Source organism: Lactobacillus panisapium, from assembly GCF_019469265.1.
Lineage (GTDB): Bacteria > Bacillota > Bacilli > Lactobacillales > Lactobacillaceae > Lactobacillus > Lactobacillus panisapium.
Genome location: NZ_CP048268.1, coordinates 798,929 through 816,524 on the forward strand (window position 1 = coordinate 798,929; position 17,596 = coordinate 816,524).

The following is a 17,596-nucleotide window of genomic DNA, read 5'->3' on the forward strand; positions in this document are numbered from 1 at the left end:
AATTGCATTTCAAAATTATTTACGTTACTATGGTTAATCAGTTAGCTTGCTAACTAAAATTTTGGGAGGAATTATATGCAAAGAAAATTAGATGCAAAATTAATTTGTTCAATTTTTGCGGCAGGACTGATGTCTTTTTCAGGAGTCCTGATAGAAACGGCGGGGAATGTTACTTTTCCTGTCTTAATGAACGAATTTCACGTTAATATGGCGATGGTTCAATGGATGACAACGGGTTACTTACTTGTAGCTTCGATTATCATGCCATTATCTGCCTATTTGAAACGGAATTTCAGTTCACGTACGCTGTTTATTACTGCTTCGGCAGTCTTTATTGCAGGATTGCTTATTGATGTTGTGGCTAGAAACTTTTCCTTCTTAGTAATTGGACGAATTGTTCAAGGGGCTGGAGCCGGAATTGCGATTCCATTGATGTTTAACATTATTTTGGAAAGGACACCGTTAGATAAAATCGGTTTATTGATGGGGATCGGAACAATGATCACTGCTGTAGCACCGGCTTTAGGACCAACTTTTGGTGGCTTAGTTGTAAACACAATGGGTTGGCGTTTTATTTACATTTTCATCATTCCAGTAATGATTATTTCTTTGGTTATGGGACTAGCTTCTATCACTAAGGAAAGTAAGAAAATTAAACATTCTAAGTTAGATGTTGCGGGCTTTTTAAGTATTACCATAACTTTCATTGGCTTGATTTTAGCCTTCAGTAATTTGGCAACAGTTTTACAAAAACCATTAACGTTCGCTGTTCCACTAATTATTGGCATTATCGGATTGATCATTTTTATTAGGCATTCGCTAAAAGTGGCAAATCCGCTAATTAATATTCGGGTGTTTAAGAAAATTAAGTTTACTCAGGGTCTGGGCGCTTATTTTATTTTTCAAATTAACACGTTAGGTTTATCTTTTATTTTGCCTAACTATGTTCAAATTGTTAATCGTTCGACAGCGATGATTGCTGGGTTGCTACTCTTAACTGGTGGTATTATTGGAGCAATCGCATCGCCTGTTGGTGGCCGGTTACTTGATAATTATGGTCCACGTAAGCCAATTATGACTGGTGCGATGTTTGAATTAATTGGGGGATTGCTTTTCTGTCTTTTTGCAGCCAACTTTACTTCAATTGAAATTATCATCTTTTATACCATTACAATGCTTGGTACGGGCTTAATCATGGGTAACACGATGACTGCATCACTTAATGTTTTAAGTGAAAAAGAAAATACCGACGGTAACGGTTTATTCAACATGGCACAACAGTTTGCTGGGGCAGTGGGAACTGCAATTGTTTCCGCAATCATGCAATTTGTTCAACAGATGAGTGGCAAGAATACTGCGGCCGGTAAATTAGTTGATGCCTCACAAGTTGGTTTAATCTTTTTGCTTGTTTTAGTGGTAGTTGGTGTATACTTGCTGTATAAAGCTACTAAACCTGTTAAAGCAAAGGAATAAAAATGGAAAGACTCGGATTAGCCTTACAACGTGTCCAGAATACTTTTAACCGTAATGTTGATCATTTTGCAAGAAGCTTAGGACTAACGGGAACACAGATGTTGATTATCGAATATTTAACTTCCTTTTCCACTAAGCAACCAATCTATCAAAAAGATATTGAGCACGAATTTAATATTAGAAAATCAACTGCTACTAATATCTTGCATTTGATGGAACAAAAGAACTTGATTAGCAAAGAGGTTGATAGTCAAGACACTCGCTATAAGGAAATCCGGTTAACAGAAAAAGCAGTTAAACTAGAAAAAGAAATAACAAATTACTTTATCTCCTCAGAACAAGAAACTGAAAAGATTTTGGGGTCAGATACTAAAAAGAAATTACTGGCAAATTTGGCCAAACTAGATTCTGCTTTATCAGATAATAAAAAGCACTAACTGAATCCATTATGGATAAGCAGCTAGTGCTTTTTTAGTTGATAATTACCAACCTATTATCTTTCGTAATTTGGCGCCTTTTTCGTGATTTGAACATCGTGCGGGTGTGATTCACGTAAACCAGCATTGGTAATCCTCACAAACTGAGCATTTTCACGTAAATCAGCAATTGTTGCAGCACCAACATAACCCATTCCGGATCGTAATCCGCCAATAATTTGAAAAACAATATCAGAAACATCGCCCTTGTAAGGTACTCGTGCTTCAACGCCTTCGGGAACTAGCTTATTTGCTTCGTTAACACCACCCTGGAAATAACGATCCGAAGAACCATGTGCTTGTGCCATTGCGCCAACTGAACCCATGCCACGGTATGTTTTGAATTTTTGTCCTTCACTCTCAAAAATTTCACCCGGAGCTTCTGTTGTACCAGAAAGCATGCTACCTAGCATAACCGCGTTGCCACCAGCCCCAAGAGCTTTAACAATATCGCCTGAATATTGCATACCGCCATCGGCAATAATTGGTTTATGGTACTCCTGAGCAGCAGTAGCTGCATCATAAATAGCGGTAATTTGTGGGACGCCAACACCGGCAACAACCCGAGTAGTACAAATTGAACCTGGACCAATTCCAACTTTGACGACATCAACGCCAGCATCAAAAAGTGCCCTAGCTGCGTCACCGGTGGCAATGTTGCCAGCAATTAAAGTGACATTAGGAAAATGGGTGCGAATTTCTTTAATTTTGCGCAAAACGCCTGCAGAATGGCCGTGTGCCGTATCGATTACAATTGCATCAGCACCTTTTTCTAGCAGGGCTTCAGCACGTTCAAAGGTATCACTGGTTACACCTATTGCTGCTGCAACTAGAAGCCGATTCTGGTCATCAACGGCTGCTTTGGCAATGTTGCTTGGAACAACGACATTTTTAACGTTAGCAACTTCACCCGCTTGGGCACTAATTGACATATTTTTATGAATAACACCAAGGCCACCTTGTAAAGCAATTGCAATTGCCATTGCGCCTTCTGTAACTGTATCCATTCCGGCACTTATTAGCGGAATCTTTAATTTGAGGTTAGGGGCTAATTCGGTTTGCAAATCTACCTCATTTGGAAGTACGTGACTTTCTGCTGGAATTAATAAAACATCATCAAATGTCAGTCCTTCTTTAATAAATTTCGTTGTCCAATTTGACATAGTCGCACTCCTTATCTTTATGCATAATGAATTTAAATTGTCTCCACTTTACTAATGATTTTAGTAACGGTCAAGCCAAAATTAAACTTATCATTAGTTAAGTTTCAAACATGAAGCAGTTATAATTATGGATAAAAAGCGAATAAATTAAACATTAATTTTTTTATTGTAAACTTTTTTAAAAATGCTATTATTAAATAAAGTACTAATTTAAAAGATATAGAGTCCTTAGTATTTGCTCTTGGCTTGTTATAATGTTCGTGTTATCTTCGAGCCGAGGGTTAAAAAACTACAACTAACCAATCAATCTCATTAGTAAATGATTGTGCCAAAAAGTTAATTGTGGTCATTGGAAATAATAAAGGAGAACACAAACAATGGAAAAACTGACTCGTGAATTTGTCGCTGGTTTGCCTAAAGCAGAATTGCATGTTCATATCGAAGGAACTCTTGAACCTGAATTAGAATTTGCTTGTGCGAAGAGAAATCATATTGACATTGGTGCAAAATCCCCGGCCGATGTTGACCACAGTTATGGTTATGGTCTTACAGAATTTTTAAAAGCCTATTACAATGGGATGAAGGTTTTGCGGACAAAGCAAGATTTTTATGATGTTACGTGGGCATTTTTGCAAAAAATGGCGCAAAATAATGTTAAGCATTTAGAATTATTTTTTGATCCTCAGGCACATACCAGCAGAGGAATAGCCTTTGAAACAGTAATAGAAGGGATACACGAAGCAATTGTAGATGGTCGCGCGTTAGGCGTAGACACCCAGCTAATAATGTGCTTTCTCCGTGAATTTTCTAAAGAATCCGCTCGTCAAACATTAGAAGCGGCAAGGCCTTATCATGAGAAGGGCTGGATAATCGGCGTTGGTCTTGATTCAGCTGAACATCACAATCCACCGTTGAAATTCATGTTAATTTTTGCAGAAGCCAAAAAGCAGGGTTACTATTTAACAATGCATTGTGATCCAAAGCAAGTTGACTCTGTGGAACACATTAAGCAAGCGCTGGAAATTATTGAAGTTGATCGGCTTGACCACGGGATGAATATTATTGAAAATCCAGATTTAATGGCTTATCTTGTTGAAGAAAAAATTGGTATAACCGCCTGCCCAATTGCATATTATTACACACGTCAGGATATGGAAGAAAAGGCAATCACTACGCTTTTTAAAGAGGGTGCACTAATTAGCCTGAATTCTGATGATCCTTCCTATAAAGGCGGTAATTACATTAACGATGTTTACTATCAATTTGCGCAAAAAGTTGGTTGGGGCAGAGAAGAACTGATTCAGATTGCGAAAAATTCTTTTACCACCTCGTGGATTAGTGATAATGCCAAAAAGGCTTATTTGCAGCAAATCGATGATTACGTAGCAAAAAACTAGTTAAAAAGTACTATTTCGGGTAAAGAAGTAGTACTTTTTTATTTTCCACGACACAAATTAAATTTTCTATTAAATAATATTGAGCATTATGTTAGATTAATGGTAAACTGTGATCACCGCTTAGGGGCAATAAGCTGGTTTTTGCGGTTAAGATAAATTGAAAAGTTAAGATTTTTAACAGGGCATTTTTACAGGTAAATTAATTAGTAAAATTGCTTTTTTGTGCTTTTCAAAGGTATTTGAGTTTAAGAAAGAGCATTTTTAATGGACAAGCAAGTGATTGAAGCACATAACCTCACGAAACAATATTCATTTACAAAAAGGGGCGATGGTCTAAAAGCAGCTATTAAAAATATTATCCGACCAACTAAAAAAACAGTTAAGGCTGTTAATCAACTTAACTTTTCGGTTACAGAAGGTGAGACAGTTGGTTTTATTGGTCAAAATGGCGCGGGAAGATAGTCAAAATCACCTTTTAGTTGACTAAAAAAGCAGGTTAAAAAGTCAATTCAAAATACTTGCATGATAAAAAAGATGCTAATAAAATCTTTTTTGCGGTTTTATTTTTATGACGTCTAGGATGGGATAGAAAATGAAAAACTAAGGTATTGTACGCTGTTAAGTAAAGCATTAATTGCTACAATCCTGATAAGTTGATAATAACGATTTTGCTTGAAGATAAAAACTCGCCTAGTAAAATAATTTTTTTACACGCGGGTCGAAATTTTCCAGTTTGGAGGACTGGCTAAAATCGAGTAGACAAAATAAAAAAATCGCAAAGCCTATTGGTTTCAGTGCCAATGGGCATTTTTTATTTCTTCAAACCTTTTATGTTTACATTTGTAAATTTTGGCTTTATAATTATTGTAGTTTACAAATGTAGACATTAAAAATGAAAGTAAAACTCAATAGGAGAAATAATTATGGCTAAAATAATCGTATTAATTGTAGGTCTTTTCTTAATACTATTCATCACATGGTGGTTTTTTGGCAAGCAAAATGTTAAGGCTGAGACGGCAGAGCTTGGCACCGATAAGCAAAGTATTAATATTGAGGTAAAGGGCGGTTACTCGCCAGAAAAAATAGTTCTAAAAAAGGGCGTGCCAGCCACGTTAAACTTTAAGCGACTTGATTCATCAAGCTGCCTTGATCACGTCATTTTTTCTGATTTCGGTATTAATCAAGAATTACCTAAGGGAAAAGTTGAACAAGTTAAAATTGATACGAGCAAACCAGGCGAATACGAATGGGAATGTAGTATGAACATGTTTCATGGCAAAGTGATTGTTAAATAAAAAGATAAGGAAACTACTAAGATGAAAATTACAACACGCTTCTGGATCTCATTAATTTTTTCCTTACCGATGCTGTTAGAAATGATTTTGCATCCATTTACCGGGTGGATGCTACCGGGCGGTTCATGGACAATGCTGGTATTTACGACAATAATCATGTTGATTTCAGCAGGTCCTTTTGTGAGTAGTGCATGGGCTGCCTTTAAAAAACACCATTCTAATATGGATACTTTGGTAGCGCTGGGGACATTAACCACTTATCTTTATAGTATTTATGCTATGTTTACTCACCGGCCAGTTTTCTTTGAAACAGCTGCTTTTGTAATTACTTTCGTTCTTTTAGGCCAAGTACTTGAAGAAAAAATGCGCAGTAATGCTTCTAGTGCTATGAGCAAATTAGTTAAATTGGGAGCAAAAAATGCCTTAGTAAAGCGTGACGATCATTTCGTGAAGGTTCCAATTGATCAGGTTAAACAAGGAGACTTAATTCAAGTTCAACCAGGACAAAAAATTCCGGTAGATGGCAAAATAGTTTCCGGTAACTCGGCTGTTGATGAATCTATGGTAACTGGTGAAAGTTTACCTGCCCACAAAAAAGTGGGCGATAAAGTAATCGGAGCAACAATTAATCAAAATGGGTCATTTGTTTTTACCGCGGAGAAGGTCGGTAGTGACACTATGTTAGCCCAAATTATAGCGATAGTTAAGCAAGCCCAAAATAGTCATGCCCCAATTCAAAAACTGACTGATAAGGTAGCTAATATCTTTGTTCCCACAGTTTTGATAATTGCTATCGCGACCTTTCTTGTCTGGTATGTTCTAATCGGCAAGGATGTGGCTACAGCCCTTAATTTTGCCGTTGCAGTAATGGTAATCGCTTGTCCTTGCGCTCTGGGTTTAGCCACGCCAACAGCCTTAATGGTTGGTACAGGCCGTGGAGCGAAGATGGGCATTTTAATTAAAAATGGTGAAATTCTCGAAGCTGCCAATAATCTTGATACTGTTGTTTTTGACAAAACTGGCACAATAACTAGGGGCAAACCGGTGGTAACCGATATTGTCGGCAATAAAGAAGAAGTTTTGCAGATAGCTGCAAGTTTAGAAAAAATGTCAGAGCATCCCTTGGCACCCGCTATTTTAGCTGCTGCCAAAGCTGGCAAAATTTCTACTAGTCCAGTAACTAATTTTATGGCAATTGAAGGTAGTGGAATTAGTGGTCAAATTAACGGTCGAGCAGCCTTTGTCGGAAAGCCTGCTTCTAAAGACGTGACAGTCGCTTCACCGCTGAAAGCCAAGATTACCACTTTACAAGAAGAAGCTAAAACGGTTGTTCTAGTGGCTATTGAAAAACAGGCAATTGGTTTAATTGCGATTCAAGATGTACCAAAAGAAAATGCGGCGCGAGCAATTAGCGGTTTAGTTAAATTGGGTCTAGAGCCGGTGATGTTAACCGGCGATAATAAACCTGTTGCTCAGGCAATTGCCCAGCAAGTCGGTATTAACAAGGTCATTGCAGAAGTTTTACCAATCGATAAGGCAGCCGCAATAAAAAAATTGCAGCAACATCACAAAGTCGCATTTGTTGGTGATGGTATTAATGATGCACCAGCTTTAACACAGGCTAATGTTGGAATCGCCATGGGTTCTGGAACTGATGTGGCGATTGAAGCAGGTGGAATTGTTTTGATAAAAAATGATTTGGAAGATGTTGTTCGTGCATTAAAGTTGAGTAAGAAAACTTTTAGCCGCATCAAGCTCAATTTATTCTGGGCTTTTATCTACAATGTCCTTGGAATTCCAGTTGCTGCCGGGCTGTTTGCTGGTGCTGGCTTAACTCTTAGCCCTGAATTTGCCGGTATGGCAATGGCCTTCAGTTCATTATCAGTAGTAATCAGCTCTGTTTTATTAGGGAAAAGCAAAATTTAAGCAAAACAAAAAGGCAGTCATTATTGACTGTCTTTTTATGTCGGTAAAACTGTGTGAGCTTAAAAGCGGTGTTTTCCTTTGGTTAAAACGGGCCTAATTTGAATGACGTAAGCAATCAAACCAGCCAACAGCCAAATTAGAGTAATTATGATGCTGGCTATTAGGTTTGCAGAACCTGTTTTGATAAAAGTGACTGGACTGGCGAATGGAAAAATTAGTGCGATTGACTTTAACCACGTCGGATAGGCAGTAATCACAACCAAAATACCGGCTACCAGTTGAATAATTGCGCTAAAAAAATTGGCCAAAAAGTAGGGATCATTCATTTGCCATGATATTGCCCAAGCTGTGAAACCAAAAATAATCCCGGTTAGACAAAGTAATGGCAGCAAGATGACAACACGTAAAATGAGATAAAGGGGAGCACCAAAACAAAGCGCTAAAACCAAATTGATAATTGCTAAAATGGTCCCGATAATTGCCGAAGTGATGCATTTACTCATCCAATATCGAAAACTGAATGGCTTTTTAGCAATCATCTCAAAGTCGATACGCAAGCTGGCATCTTCAACTAATAGATCGTTCATTGTTTGCATTGTTAAAGTGGTAGTATCAATTGCAATTGATGCAGCAACAATCGACCAATTAAAACTGTTGGCATATTGCATATCAATTAATACCAATAATGCCATATTGATTAATGGATTGAGTACAAAATAAATTATTTTTGTACGCCAATTGTTTAAGAAAGGCAAAGCCGAAAATTGTGTGGCAATCATATGATCTTCAACGCTCCTTTCTTGCGCACTAAATAATTAATCTTTTTAACTGTAAAAGCAATTAAAAATAACCAGAAGATTAGGCTAAAAATGTAGGCTGCCCAATTAAATACGATGTTTCTTGTTAGTGCGGAGATTGGTGCTGTAATCGGAATAAACCACTGTGCGATATTCGTTAAAGGTTTTAAAACAGCTTCATTGCCAAATAATCCGGCTACTAACAAAATCGGAGTGCCGATTAAAGTTTCATAAAGCATTGAATTAGGCGAAAGGGTTAAAAAGGCAGCAATCAAAATGCCCATGATAGTGCAACCCAGCCATAATAAAAGAATTAGCAAAATAAAATTGCCAGTTATTGGTCCCGTTGCTACTCCTAAGATTTTAGCCAGTACAAAGGCAAGGGGAAATGAGAAGAGCCCATAACTAGAAGCAGGGAGCAAAAGCGTGATTAGAGAAAGACGTTCATCATACTTGCTATTTAGCAAATAAGGTAAAGTTCCCTTATATTTTTCAAAACTAATGCAGCCGGCAACAGTCGTACAGGAAGTCCAGGTACCAAAGATTCCGCTTTGACGCCATAAAAGGGGATTGTTTAAATCGTAACTTGCGTATGCGATGGTATATTGTATTAAAAAAATTGAACAGGTTGACGTAATTACTAGCCAAACGAAATATTGATCAGATAAATAATCACGCAAGTGAAAGAGAAATAGTCGAATGAAACGCATTTTATTTTCTCCTCAGCTTGGGTGCTAAAGCCATGTAGGCATCTTCTAAATTGTCTAAGGACTTTTGCGTAGTCGAGTTTGCTAAATTAACCACTCCACTAACTGTTCCAGTGTAGAAAATTTTTCCAGCACCTAAAATAATGACTTTGTCGGCTAATTTTTCAACTTCTGTCATTGTATGACTTGTCAGCAAAATACTAATTCCGGTGTCCGCCAAGTTTTTGATCGTTTGCTGGATAGTATGTGCTATTTCAACATCAAGTCCACTAGTTGGTTCATCAAGTAATAATAAACTCGGGCTACCCAGGAGTGCGCGGGCAATATGCAGGCGCTGAACCATTCCCTTAGAGAATTCACCGATTTTTTTATTAGCAACGTTACTTAACTCGACAGTAGCTAACACACGGTTAACTTCATCATTTTGCTTGCGAAAAGGAACCTTAGCCAAATCAGCAAAAAACTTCAAGTTCTGTTTGGCAGTTGCATTACGGTAAAAACCCATTTCGCCACCAAAGGAAACACCGATACTTGGCCTTTTACTGGTAGTTGTGATATCTTGGCCCTTCAGGATAACTTTGCCAGATGTTGGAATTAAGTAACCACCAATGATTGAAACAGTGGTAGTTTTTCCAGCACCATTGGGCCCTAACAGTGATAGAATCTCACCTTGATTAATTGCAAAAGAAATATCATCTAAGGCCTTAAATTTTTGATTATGGTCTTGATAAGTCTCTTTTAAATGTTTAACGATTAAAATTTTATTCAAATTTATTCTCCAAAATTAATTGTAAATTCTTTATCGCTAAAAAAGGAAGGAGCGATAATCTAAATTTTTTACAGGTTAATTTGAAGATCTGTGATGTTTAACATTAAATCTATTATTCGGATTATATCATACTTTTATCATTTTTACTTTTTAATTAATAAAAAATGGACGTTAAAAGATTAATTAGGTCGCTTGCGTATTTACAAACAGTTAAAGAAGTTGAGCAAAAACGACGGGTTAATTATGATTCAAAGTGGGTGAATATTTTTATGCTAGAAATAATCAATATTTGCTGCAATTGGAAAGGCTAGTTAAAAGTTGCAAATTCGTGAGTTTGGGGCAGAAACAACGGGTTCAGCAGTCGCTGAAATTAAGCAGCGGGCAAAAGCTGTCTTGAAAGTTACTCAAAAAAATACCCGCTTCCAGTAAAATCGTGGAGTCGGGTATTAAATTATTTAATTTGTTAGATAATATTTAGTTTAATCAACTGATTTTAATGCTTCCAGCATATCCAAATTTTTCAATTTGCTATTCACGATGAAGCCAAGAATAATTGTAATAATTCCGATTACTCCTAGTGGCCACATAAAGCTTGAGGCAGATAGAGCAGGATTAAACATCACGTTATCGGGCGGTACTACGTAAAGAATATATTGGTAAAGCAAGTCGCCGCCAAGGTAACCAACTAGAATACCAATAATAGTTAATAAAATTGTTTCGCGGTAAATGTACATCGTTACTTCGTTGTCATAAAAGCCCAATACCTTTACCGTTGACAGTTCACGAATTCGTTCAGCGATATTAATATTAGTTAAATTATAAAGGATCACGATGGCAAGAAGACCCGCAACAATAATAAGGACTACCATAATCATGTTTAGCGACTGCACAACGACGTCTAATTCCTGACTCACCGCCGTATTTTGGACTACGCCAGCAACACCATTTAACTTCATAAATTCGGCCGCCACTTTTCTGGTATTTTTACGGGATGTATTTTTCAAGTTAACTAGGTAAGCAGTCGTTTTGTAATTGCGGTTAAAGACTTTTTGGTACTGCTTTTGATTCATGAAAACAAAATGTCCCATGTACATTTCCGTAATGCCAGCAATCTTCATTGACCGGCGTTGATTGTTTTCATCAGTTAAAGTGATATGGTCACCTTTTTGAACGTGCAACAGACTTGCTAAGCGCTCCGAAATTACAACACCATTATTTGTTAATGGAATTGTTTGTCGATTGCGCCGGTTATTTAAGTGAACATATTGATTAAGTACATCACTGTGTTTGGGCACGATCAGAGTAATATCTTGTGTATCACCAGCCTTACCGGCCGTTTTGGACATTGACTCATAATAAACTGGAGTAGCCGATTTAATATTTGGCTCTTTAAGCTTAGTTGTTAATTTCTGTTGTTGGGTATCTGATAGTGGCTTCTTTTCGGCTACAATCATGTTGTAATGGATTAAATCAGAAAATTGGCGATTGTTCATATTGCTAATTGAATTCTTGACCGCGAATCCAGCAAATAGGAGTGTACCAGCACCGCAGACGCCAAAAATAGTCATTAACATTCGCTTCTTGTATCTGAAAATATTACGTGCAGTTACCTTGTGAGTGAAACTGAGATGATTCCAGATAAAGGGAATCTTTTCCAGTAGAATTTTAGAGCCTGCTGCTGGGGGTTTAGGCAAAAGCAAGGAGGCAGGCTTTTCACGAAATTCGTTTTTAGCGGTCAAATAAGCCGGTAAAACTGAACTTATCCAAGATAAAATCAAGGCAACCAAACTAATTTGCCAGTGAAAATGTTCTTCAATCGGTGGAAGAGTCAGCGACTTATAATAAGCGTGATACACAATCTGCGGCATTAGCGTGTGTCCCAGGTAAATGCCAATAATTGTTCCAATTGTCCCTGACAAGAAGCCATAGAAAACAAACTTATTAATAATGACATAATCATCGTAACCGAGGGCCTTTAAAGTTCCGGAATTAATTCTTTCTTCGTCAATAAACCGGTTCATTGTGGTGAAGGTAACAAGAGCCGCAACAAAATAAAGGAAAATCGGGAACACCTTAGCTAAGTCTTCGACGACACGAGCAACAGTGGTATAAACTAAGTTGCCTTCTCCTCCGGGAACTTCTCGGCGGTTATAAACGCTATAGCTTGGAAGTGCTAATTTTTCAATTTGCTTTTTAGCTTTTGCCAGTTTTTGTTGGCCAGAAGTTATTTCAATTGTAGCTTGTGCAGCTTTTTTGGCTAGTGCCTGTTTTTGCCTTTGTAGTACTTGGGCCTGGGCAGTTAATTTAGCTTGTGCCCCCTTAAGCTGCATTTGGTCCTGTGGTGTGGTAGCTTGTGCAGCTTTTCTTGCTAATAGCTCTTTTTGCGCAGTTAGTTGTTTTTCAGCAGTAATTAATTGCTGCCGCGCCGTATAGATTTTTGCTTTAGCTTGCGCTAATTTCTTTTCTTCTGGTCGTAATTTCTTGAATGCCGCTGCAGTAATCCGATCCTTGCGGTTTTGGGCACCATTTTTAAGTACTTTTTGCAGCTCTTTTTTATGAACACTGATTTTATTATTATAAGTTTTTCCAAAAGAATCGAGTCCACGTAAATCATGGTATCTTAAATTAGCTACGGTAAAAACGGTGTGATCAAATGCTTGCGGCATTACTACGGCATAGCCTTTTAGCTCACCAGTTCCGCTATTGCTTTGACCTAGATTAACGTTTGACAGAATTTGACTAGAACGGACGAAACCGACAACTTTAAAACTTTGGCGCTTTAAGAGGGTTGTGCCAAGAATATTTTTCTTTTCAGTAAAACTAACTTTTTGCCCCAGATGGTAGCGCTTGTCGTAATGCGCAGCTAAAGCCACCTCATTTTGCTTATTAGGCAGTCGACCTTGACGCACTTCATATTTACCAACACTTTTGGGTTTGGAAAAAACGCGAAAACTTTCTTGCGTATTTTTTAAAACCGTATCGGTCATGTAACCAAATTCAGCTGTTTCTAAACCCTTGGCTTTTTTGATCTTGGCGGTGTCATCATGATCAAAGCCATAATTGCAGATAACAGTCAGATCGGCAGTATTGAGCTGCTTAGCGTAATGATTACCGGTATCGCGCATGTCGGGTCCAGTGACAATTAAGCCGACCAAAGCAAAAGCACCAATCATCATTAGGCCCATGATTGACAGAAATTGCCCTTTGGTATGTTTAATTGACTCCCAAAAATCTTTCCAAATTATTTTTGTCATTGTTAGCCTTCTTTACCATTTAACGTTAGCAATGTCTTCGGGATGAGCGTTTTGATCAATCTTAGTAACTTGACCGTCATGAAAATGAATTACCCGATCAGCAATCGGTGCTAAGGCACTATTGTGGGTAACTATGACAACTGTGGCACCTTTTTTGCGACTCATATTGGCGATAATTTGCAGCACACTTTTACCAGTCTGGTAATCGAGAGCACCAGTTGGTTCATCGCAAAGTAAAATCTTGGGATTTTTGGCCACGGCACGTGCAATCGCTACTCTTTGTTGTTCACCACCCGACAATTCAGCTGGAAAGTTGTTAATCCTGTTTTTAAGTCCGACATCTTCAAGTGTTTTAACAGGATCAAGAGCATCATTGACGATTTCAGATGCTAGTTCCACATTTTCTTTAGCTGTCAGGTTTTGGATTAAGTTATAAAACTGAAAGACAAAGCCAATATCATTACGGCGATAAGTGGTTAATTCACGTTTATTGTAATTAGCGATATTTTTGCCATCAATTATGACATCACCAGAGGTATTGGTATCCATTCCGCCAAGAATATTTAAAATGGTAGATTTTCCAGCACCTGAAGCACCTAGGATAATTGCTAATTCGCCTTTTTCCACTGTAAAACTAACATTATTGTTAGCTAAAATTTCCGTATCACCTGTTTGGTAACGTTTGAAATTGTTTTTAACTTCGATGTAGCTCATGAAGAATTATTCCTCTTACTTTAATAAATATTTCTTAGTTCATTTTAGTACTGTTTTCCATCTAAGTAGTTTTCAAGCACTTGCAAAACTCCCATTTCGTTATTAGAAGGGGCTTCATATTTAGCAATTTGTTTCAACCGTTCATCGCCGTTTTTCATTGCGTAACTGTAGCCAGCAAGTTCAATCATTTCTTTGTCATTCATGCCGTCACCAAAAGCAATAAGCTCTTCCGGTTTAACATTGAAATAACGCAAAAAGTACTTGATTCCTTGCCCCTTATTGACACCAGCTGGCATCACATCGATATTATCAAAACCACTTGTTGTGCAATGAATTCGTTCGGGATTACTGGCATTAAATTTACGCTCAAGTTCACTAGCGAGTTCAGAGGAACAGCTTAGCGTTAATTTAGTAAGGCTATCACTTGTTGGAATATCGACTAAGTTATTGACTTCCACTGAATCAGGGTAAAAGAAGTGCATTAAGCTTTTGAATTTAGCCGGCGCTTTTTTATTCATGTATGCCCGATCCAAACCGCTAGCCGCTATTTTTACTTCTGGATAATTGTCCTGGATAAAGTTGATTAACTTAATGCCAGTTTTATATGTAAAAACATGGCGGGCAATAATTTGATTATCTTGGGTTAAAATTGAGCCGTTGTCAGCAACGATATCGATCCGATCAAGAAATTCAAAAAAGTCTTGGCGCAAACGGGATAGCGGCCGACCGCTTGAAACGATAAAGTGAACGTGTTGGGCACGCAATCTGGTCAGTACTTTTTCAAATCGCTGATGATCGAATTGCTTGTCATCATTTTCAAAAGTACCGTCCATATCAACTGCAACTGCTTTAAAAGGGATAGATGTCATTTTACTCTCCTCATTACTAATTTATTAAGTATATTATATAGTAGAAAAGGCCATTACCTCGTTAAAAAATTAGCTTTTACACGAAAAAAGATTCATTGCAGACACAATGAATCTTTTCTATTTTAATTATTAATTTTAACAGGCTTTCTTCTGCCAACAAGCCAACAAAATAGAATAGCGACAATCGTCTCAATGATGATCAAGACGATATTCATTCCTAATTTGATTTGACCTAAGCTGACGCTAGCACCACCGAACAGGCTATTTTTCTCACCAAGATAAAGATCAAAAATAATCGAACCAATGATTAAAATGAACATTATCAGCCACTGATTGCGGCTAAAGGCAATGCCGTATTCTTCTTCTCTGCGTCTGATACTTGGCAAAATTACTCCAAGACCAATTAAAACAACAATGGCAATAATATTAATGATTAATTCGTACCACCAATAGCCACTGAATTGTTTAACGTCTTGCGGTGCAATACCGAGAATTGTTGCAACTGCGGTTACAATTAGCAGGAATAGTCCAGCTAAGTAACCAACCTTGTCATTTTTTAAGAAGACATAATCAGACGGGAACTTCTTGGAATTTTTCCGAATCTGCATAAATGAGAAGAAAATCCAGCAGGTGACACCCGGTGAAATAATGCCATTGAGGTTTAGTAACCAGTTGAAAATATCATTCATATCTGGCAAAAAGATACCTAGCAACATGATGAAGGCTGATAGAGCAACCGTTAATACGTAGCCATTGATAGGCAAGCCGTTTTTATCTTTTTTCTGTAAAAAGCGGGGCATATATTTGTCACCAGTATCAGAAATAAGCATTCTGGTCATGGCATCAAGTAAGACGGCTAATAAAGCTGCGTTATAAAATACGGAAGTCCACGCCCAGATGTAGAGTAAGGTCTTGCCCATTCCATATTGATGTCCAACCATATCAAAGACATAGTAGGCACCATTCATTTTTAAGTCATTTGGAATATGATAGCTGTTAAAGTAAATACCAAGAGCAAATGATCCAAAAACGGTTAAGAAGATGGTCATAAGAGCTAGAGCAACCATAGCTTTAGGAAAATCTGATTTTGGTTTCTTCATTTTGGTAACGTATGGTGCAACTAACTCACAACCGTTTAAGGCGTAAATCAGCATGGCAATAGTTGTCCAATAATGCATATCAAATTTTGGAATTAAGGTTTTCCAAGTAAATGGTTGAGTGGCCATGTGGCCGCCGGATTTTGCTAGCCCTAAGAATGCCAAAAAGACAAACATTAAGGTCATGATTAACATTAATCCACCACCAATCGTGGACAATACTTCCATTGAACGGGAGAAGTAATGCTCGATAATAATGAAAATAATGAACATGGCAAAAGTCATGAGAGCAAACTTAGTATTAGAAATCTGATTTTGAAACTTCTCTGAGCCAGTTATTGCCCACCCGATGTCAACAATAATTTCATTAGCTGAATCGACCGCATAAGGAATCGAAGCTGCCCAGTATGTCCAAGCAGTAAAGTAACCTAAGAATTCGCCATTAGTGCCCCGGACCCAAGAAGAAAGTCCGCCACCTTCATGGTTAAAGACCGAACCAAGTTGGCCAACCATTAATGAGTATGGAATAACATAGAATAGACACATGATAATCCAGGAAGTGACAACAGGCATTCCCTGGTTTTGGAAATTATACATGATATCATCGAGGCCAATAACCGTACAAAAGGCCATCAAGGTCAGTACGGGCCACGAGATAAATTTCTGATTAGAATTTATTTCCTCCACAAAAGTTCTCTCCTTTAAATTAAACTAACGTTTCCATTTTACTAATTAAAAGTGAGAATGACTAGGGTAAATCACGAAATTATTGCAGGCTATCCTTCTAAAAATGCGTAATTATATAAATTAAAGAAAAAATTTCCTTAACTAGTTGCTAGTATTGAATTTTCCGTGTCTGTGCGGTAAGATTATATCGTTAATAATTTACCAAAAGAAAGAAGGATTCTTATGTCAGGACATTCAAAATGGCACAATATTCAAGGCCGCAAGAATGCGCAAGACGCAAAGAGAGGTAAAATTTTCCAAAAATTATCTCGTGAAATATATATGGCTGCAAAGAATGGTGGTCCTGATCCCTCTGGGAATCCTAACTTGCGAATGGTGATGGACAAGGCTCGGGCCAACAACATGCCTAAGACAAATATTGATCGGGCTCTTAAGAAGGCTGAAGGAAATTCAGACGAGCATTATGACGAGATTACCTATGAAGGTTATGCTCCTGGTGGTATTGCTGTTTTTGTTGAGGCTTTGACCGATAACAAGAACCGGACCGCTTCAGCTGTTCGAGTTGCTTTTACTCGTAATGGTGGTTCACTTGGTGCTACTGGATCAGTTGCCTATATGTTTGATCGCAAAGGTTACATTGTTATTGATCGGACAACAACAGATGCTGATGAAGATCAGATGTTGTTAGACGTAATGGACGCCGGTGGTGATGATTTGCAAACCAGTGACGATGCCTTTGAAATTTACACAGATCCAAAGCAATTCGCTCAAGTTCGTGATGCACTGGAAAAGGCTGGTTACAAGCTTGCTAATGCTGAACTTACAATGATTCCAGAGAACACGACGCCAGTTCCAGAAGAAAAGAAAGATCAATTTGCTAACCTAGTTGATGCACTTGAAGACGATGACGATGTCCAAAACGTCTACACTGCAGCAGCTGACGAAGATTAGTACTATGTTGATTTTTGCTTT

General features: G+C 37.8%; 15 protein-coding genes. 7 read left to right on the forward strand and 8 right to left on the reverse strand.

Annotated elements, in window-relative coordinates:
* Window positions 1-75: 75 nt before the first annotated feature.
* Both GYM71_RS03955 and GYM71_RS03960 read left to right on the forward strand, forming a co-directional pair.
* Complete coding sequence (locus GYM71_RS03955) at window positions 76-1,473, forward strand: DHA2 family efflux MFS transporter permease subunit (RefSeq protein ID WP_220220997.1); 1,398 nt, start codon at window positions 76-78, stop codon at window positions 1,471-1,473.
* A 2-nt stretch (window positions 1,474-1,475) separates the two neighbouring features.
* Complete coding sequence (locus tag GYM71_RS03960) at window positions 1,476-1,910, forward strand: MarR family winged helix-turn-helix transcriptional regulator (RefSeq protein WP_103752156.1); 435 nt, start codon at window positions 1,476-1,478, stop codon at window positions 1,908-1,910.
* Between the two features lie 56 nt (window positions 1,911-1,966).
* Here the strand turns inward: GYM71_RS03960 and guaB are convergent, their stop codons facing one another.
* A complete protein-coding gene (gene guaB, locus GYM71_RS03965; protein WP_220220998.1) occupies window positions 1,967-3,112 on the reverse strand; it encodes an IMP dehydrogenase in 1,146 nt (381 codons plus the stop codon).
* A 377-nt stretch (window positions 3,113-3,489) separates the two neighbouring features.
* On the opposite strand from guaB, the gene add reads away from it, so the two are divergent.
* The 4 genes from add (at window position 3,490) to GYM71_RS03985 (ending at window position 7,730) form a co-directional block, all read left to right on the forward strand.
* On the forward strand, window positions 3,490-4,509 hold the full coding sequence (add, locus tag GYM71_RS03970) for an adenosine deaminase (protein WP_220220999.1): 1,020 nt from the start codon (window positions 3,490-3,492) through the stop codon (window positions 4,507-4,509).
* Between the two features lie 264 nt (window positions 4,510-4,773).
* Entirely contained in the window at window positions 4,774-4,971 is a 198-nt protein-coding gene (locus GYM71_RS03975; protein WP_220221000.1) for a hypothetical protein, read from the forward strand.
* A 461-nt stretch (window positions 4,972-5,432) separates the two neighbouring features.
* Window positions 5,433-5,804, forward strand: coding sequence for a cupredoxin domain-containing protein (locus GYM71_RS03980; protein ID WP_220221001.1), 372 nt, complete (start codon window positions 5,433-5,435; stop codon window positions 5,802-5,804).
* 21 nt (window positions 5,805-5,825) lie between these two features.
* Entirely contained in the window at window positions 5,826-7,730 is a 1,905-nt protein-coding gene (locus GYM71_RS03985; protein WP_220221002.1) for a copper-translocating P-type ATPase, read from the forward strand.
* A 59-nt stretch (window positions 7,731-7,789) separates the two neighbouring features.
* Here the strand turns inward: GYM71_RS03985 and GYM71_RS03990 are convergent, their stop codons facing one another.
* The 7 genes from GYM71_RS03990 to GYM71_RS04020 form a co-directional block, all read right to left on the reverse strand.
* A complete protein-coding gene (locus GYM71_RS03990) occupies window positions 7,790-8,509 on the reverse strand; it encodes an ABC transporter permease (protein ID WP_244986845.1) in 720 nt (239 codons plus the stop codon).
* Window positions 8,506-9,237, reverse strand: coding sequence for a multidrug ABC transporter permease (locus tag GYM71_RS03995; RefSeq protein ID WP_220221003.1), 732 nt, complete (start codon window positions 9,235-9,237; stop codon window positions 8,506-8,508). The genes GYM71_RS03990 and GYM71_RS03995 overlap by 4 nt, the downstream gene beginning before the upstream one ends.
* Before the next feature lies 1 nt (window position 9,238).
* Entirely contained in the window at window positions 9,239-10,003 is a 765-nt protein-coding gene (locus GYM71_RS04000) for an ABC transporter ATP-binding protein (protein ID WP_220221004.1), read from the reverse strand.
* Between the two features lie 479 nt (window positions 10,004-10,482).
* Window positions 10,483-13,257: an ABC transporter permease gene (locus GYM71_RS04005; RefSeq protein ID WP_220221005.1), complete on the reverse strand. Its 2,775-nt coding sequence runs from the start codon at window positions 13,255-13,257 to the stop codon at window positions 10,483-10,485.
* Between the two features lie 12 nt (window positions 13,258-13,269).
* A complete protein-coding gene (locus GYM71_RS04010) occupies window positions 13,270-13,971 on the reverse strand; it encodes an ABC transporter ATP-binding protein (RefSeq protein ID WP_103752167.1) in 702 nt (233 codons plus the stop codon).
* A gap of 44 nt (window positions 13,972-14,015) precedes the next feature.
* The gene (locus tag GYM71_RS04015) at window positions 14,016-14,840 is read right to left on the reverse strand and encodes a Cof-type HAD-IIB family hydrolase (RefSeq protein ID WP_220221006.1); all 825 of its coding nucleotides are present in this window, start codon (window positions 14,838-14,840) and stop codon (window positions 14,016-14,018) included.
* Window positions 14,841-14,962: 122 nt separating this feature from the next.
* Window positions 14,963-16,624, reverse strand: a complete 1,662-nt coding sequence (locus tag GYM71_RS04020; protein WP_220221007.1) for an APC family permease — start codon at window positions 16,622-16,624, stop codon at window positions 14,963-14,965.
* 222 nt (window positions 16,625-16,846) lie between these two features.
* On the opposite strand from GYM71_RS04020, the gene GYM71_RS04025 reads away from it, so the two are divergent.
* A complete protein-coding gene (locus GYM71_RS04025) occupies window positions 16,847-17,575 on the forward strand; it encodes a YebC/PmpR family DNA-binding transcriptional regulator (protein WP_103752170.1) in 729 nt (242 codons plus the stop codon).
* Window positions 17,576-17,596 lie beyond the last annotated feature (21 nt).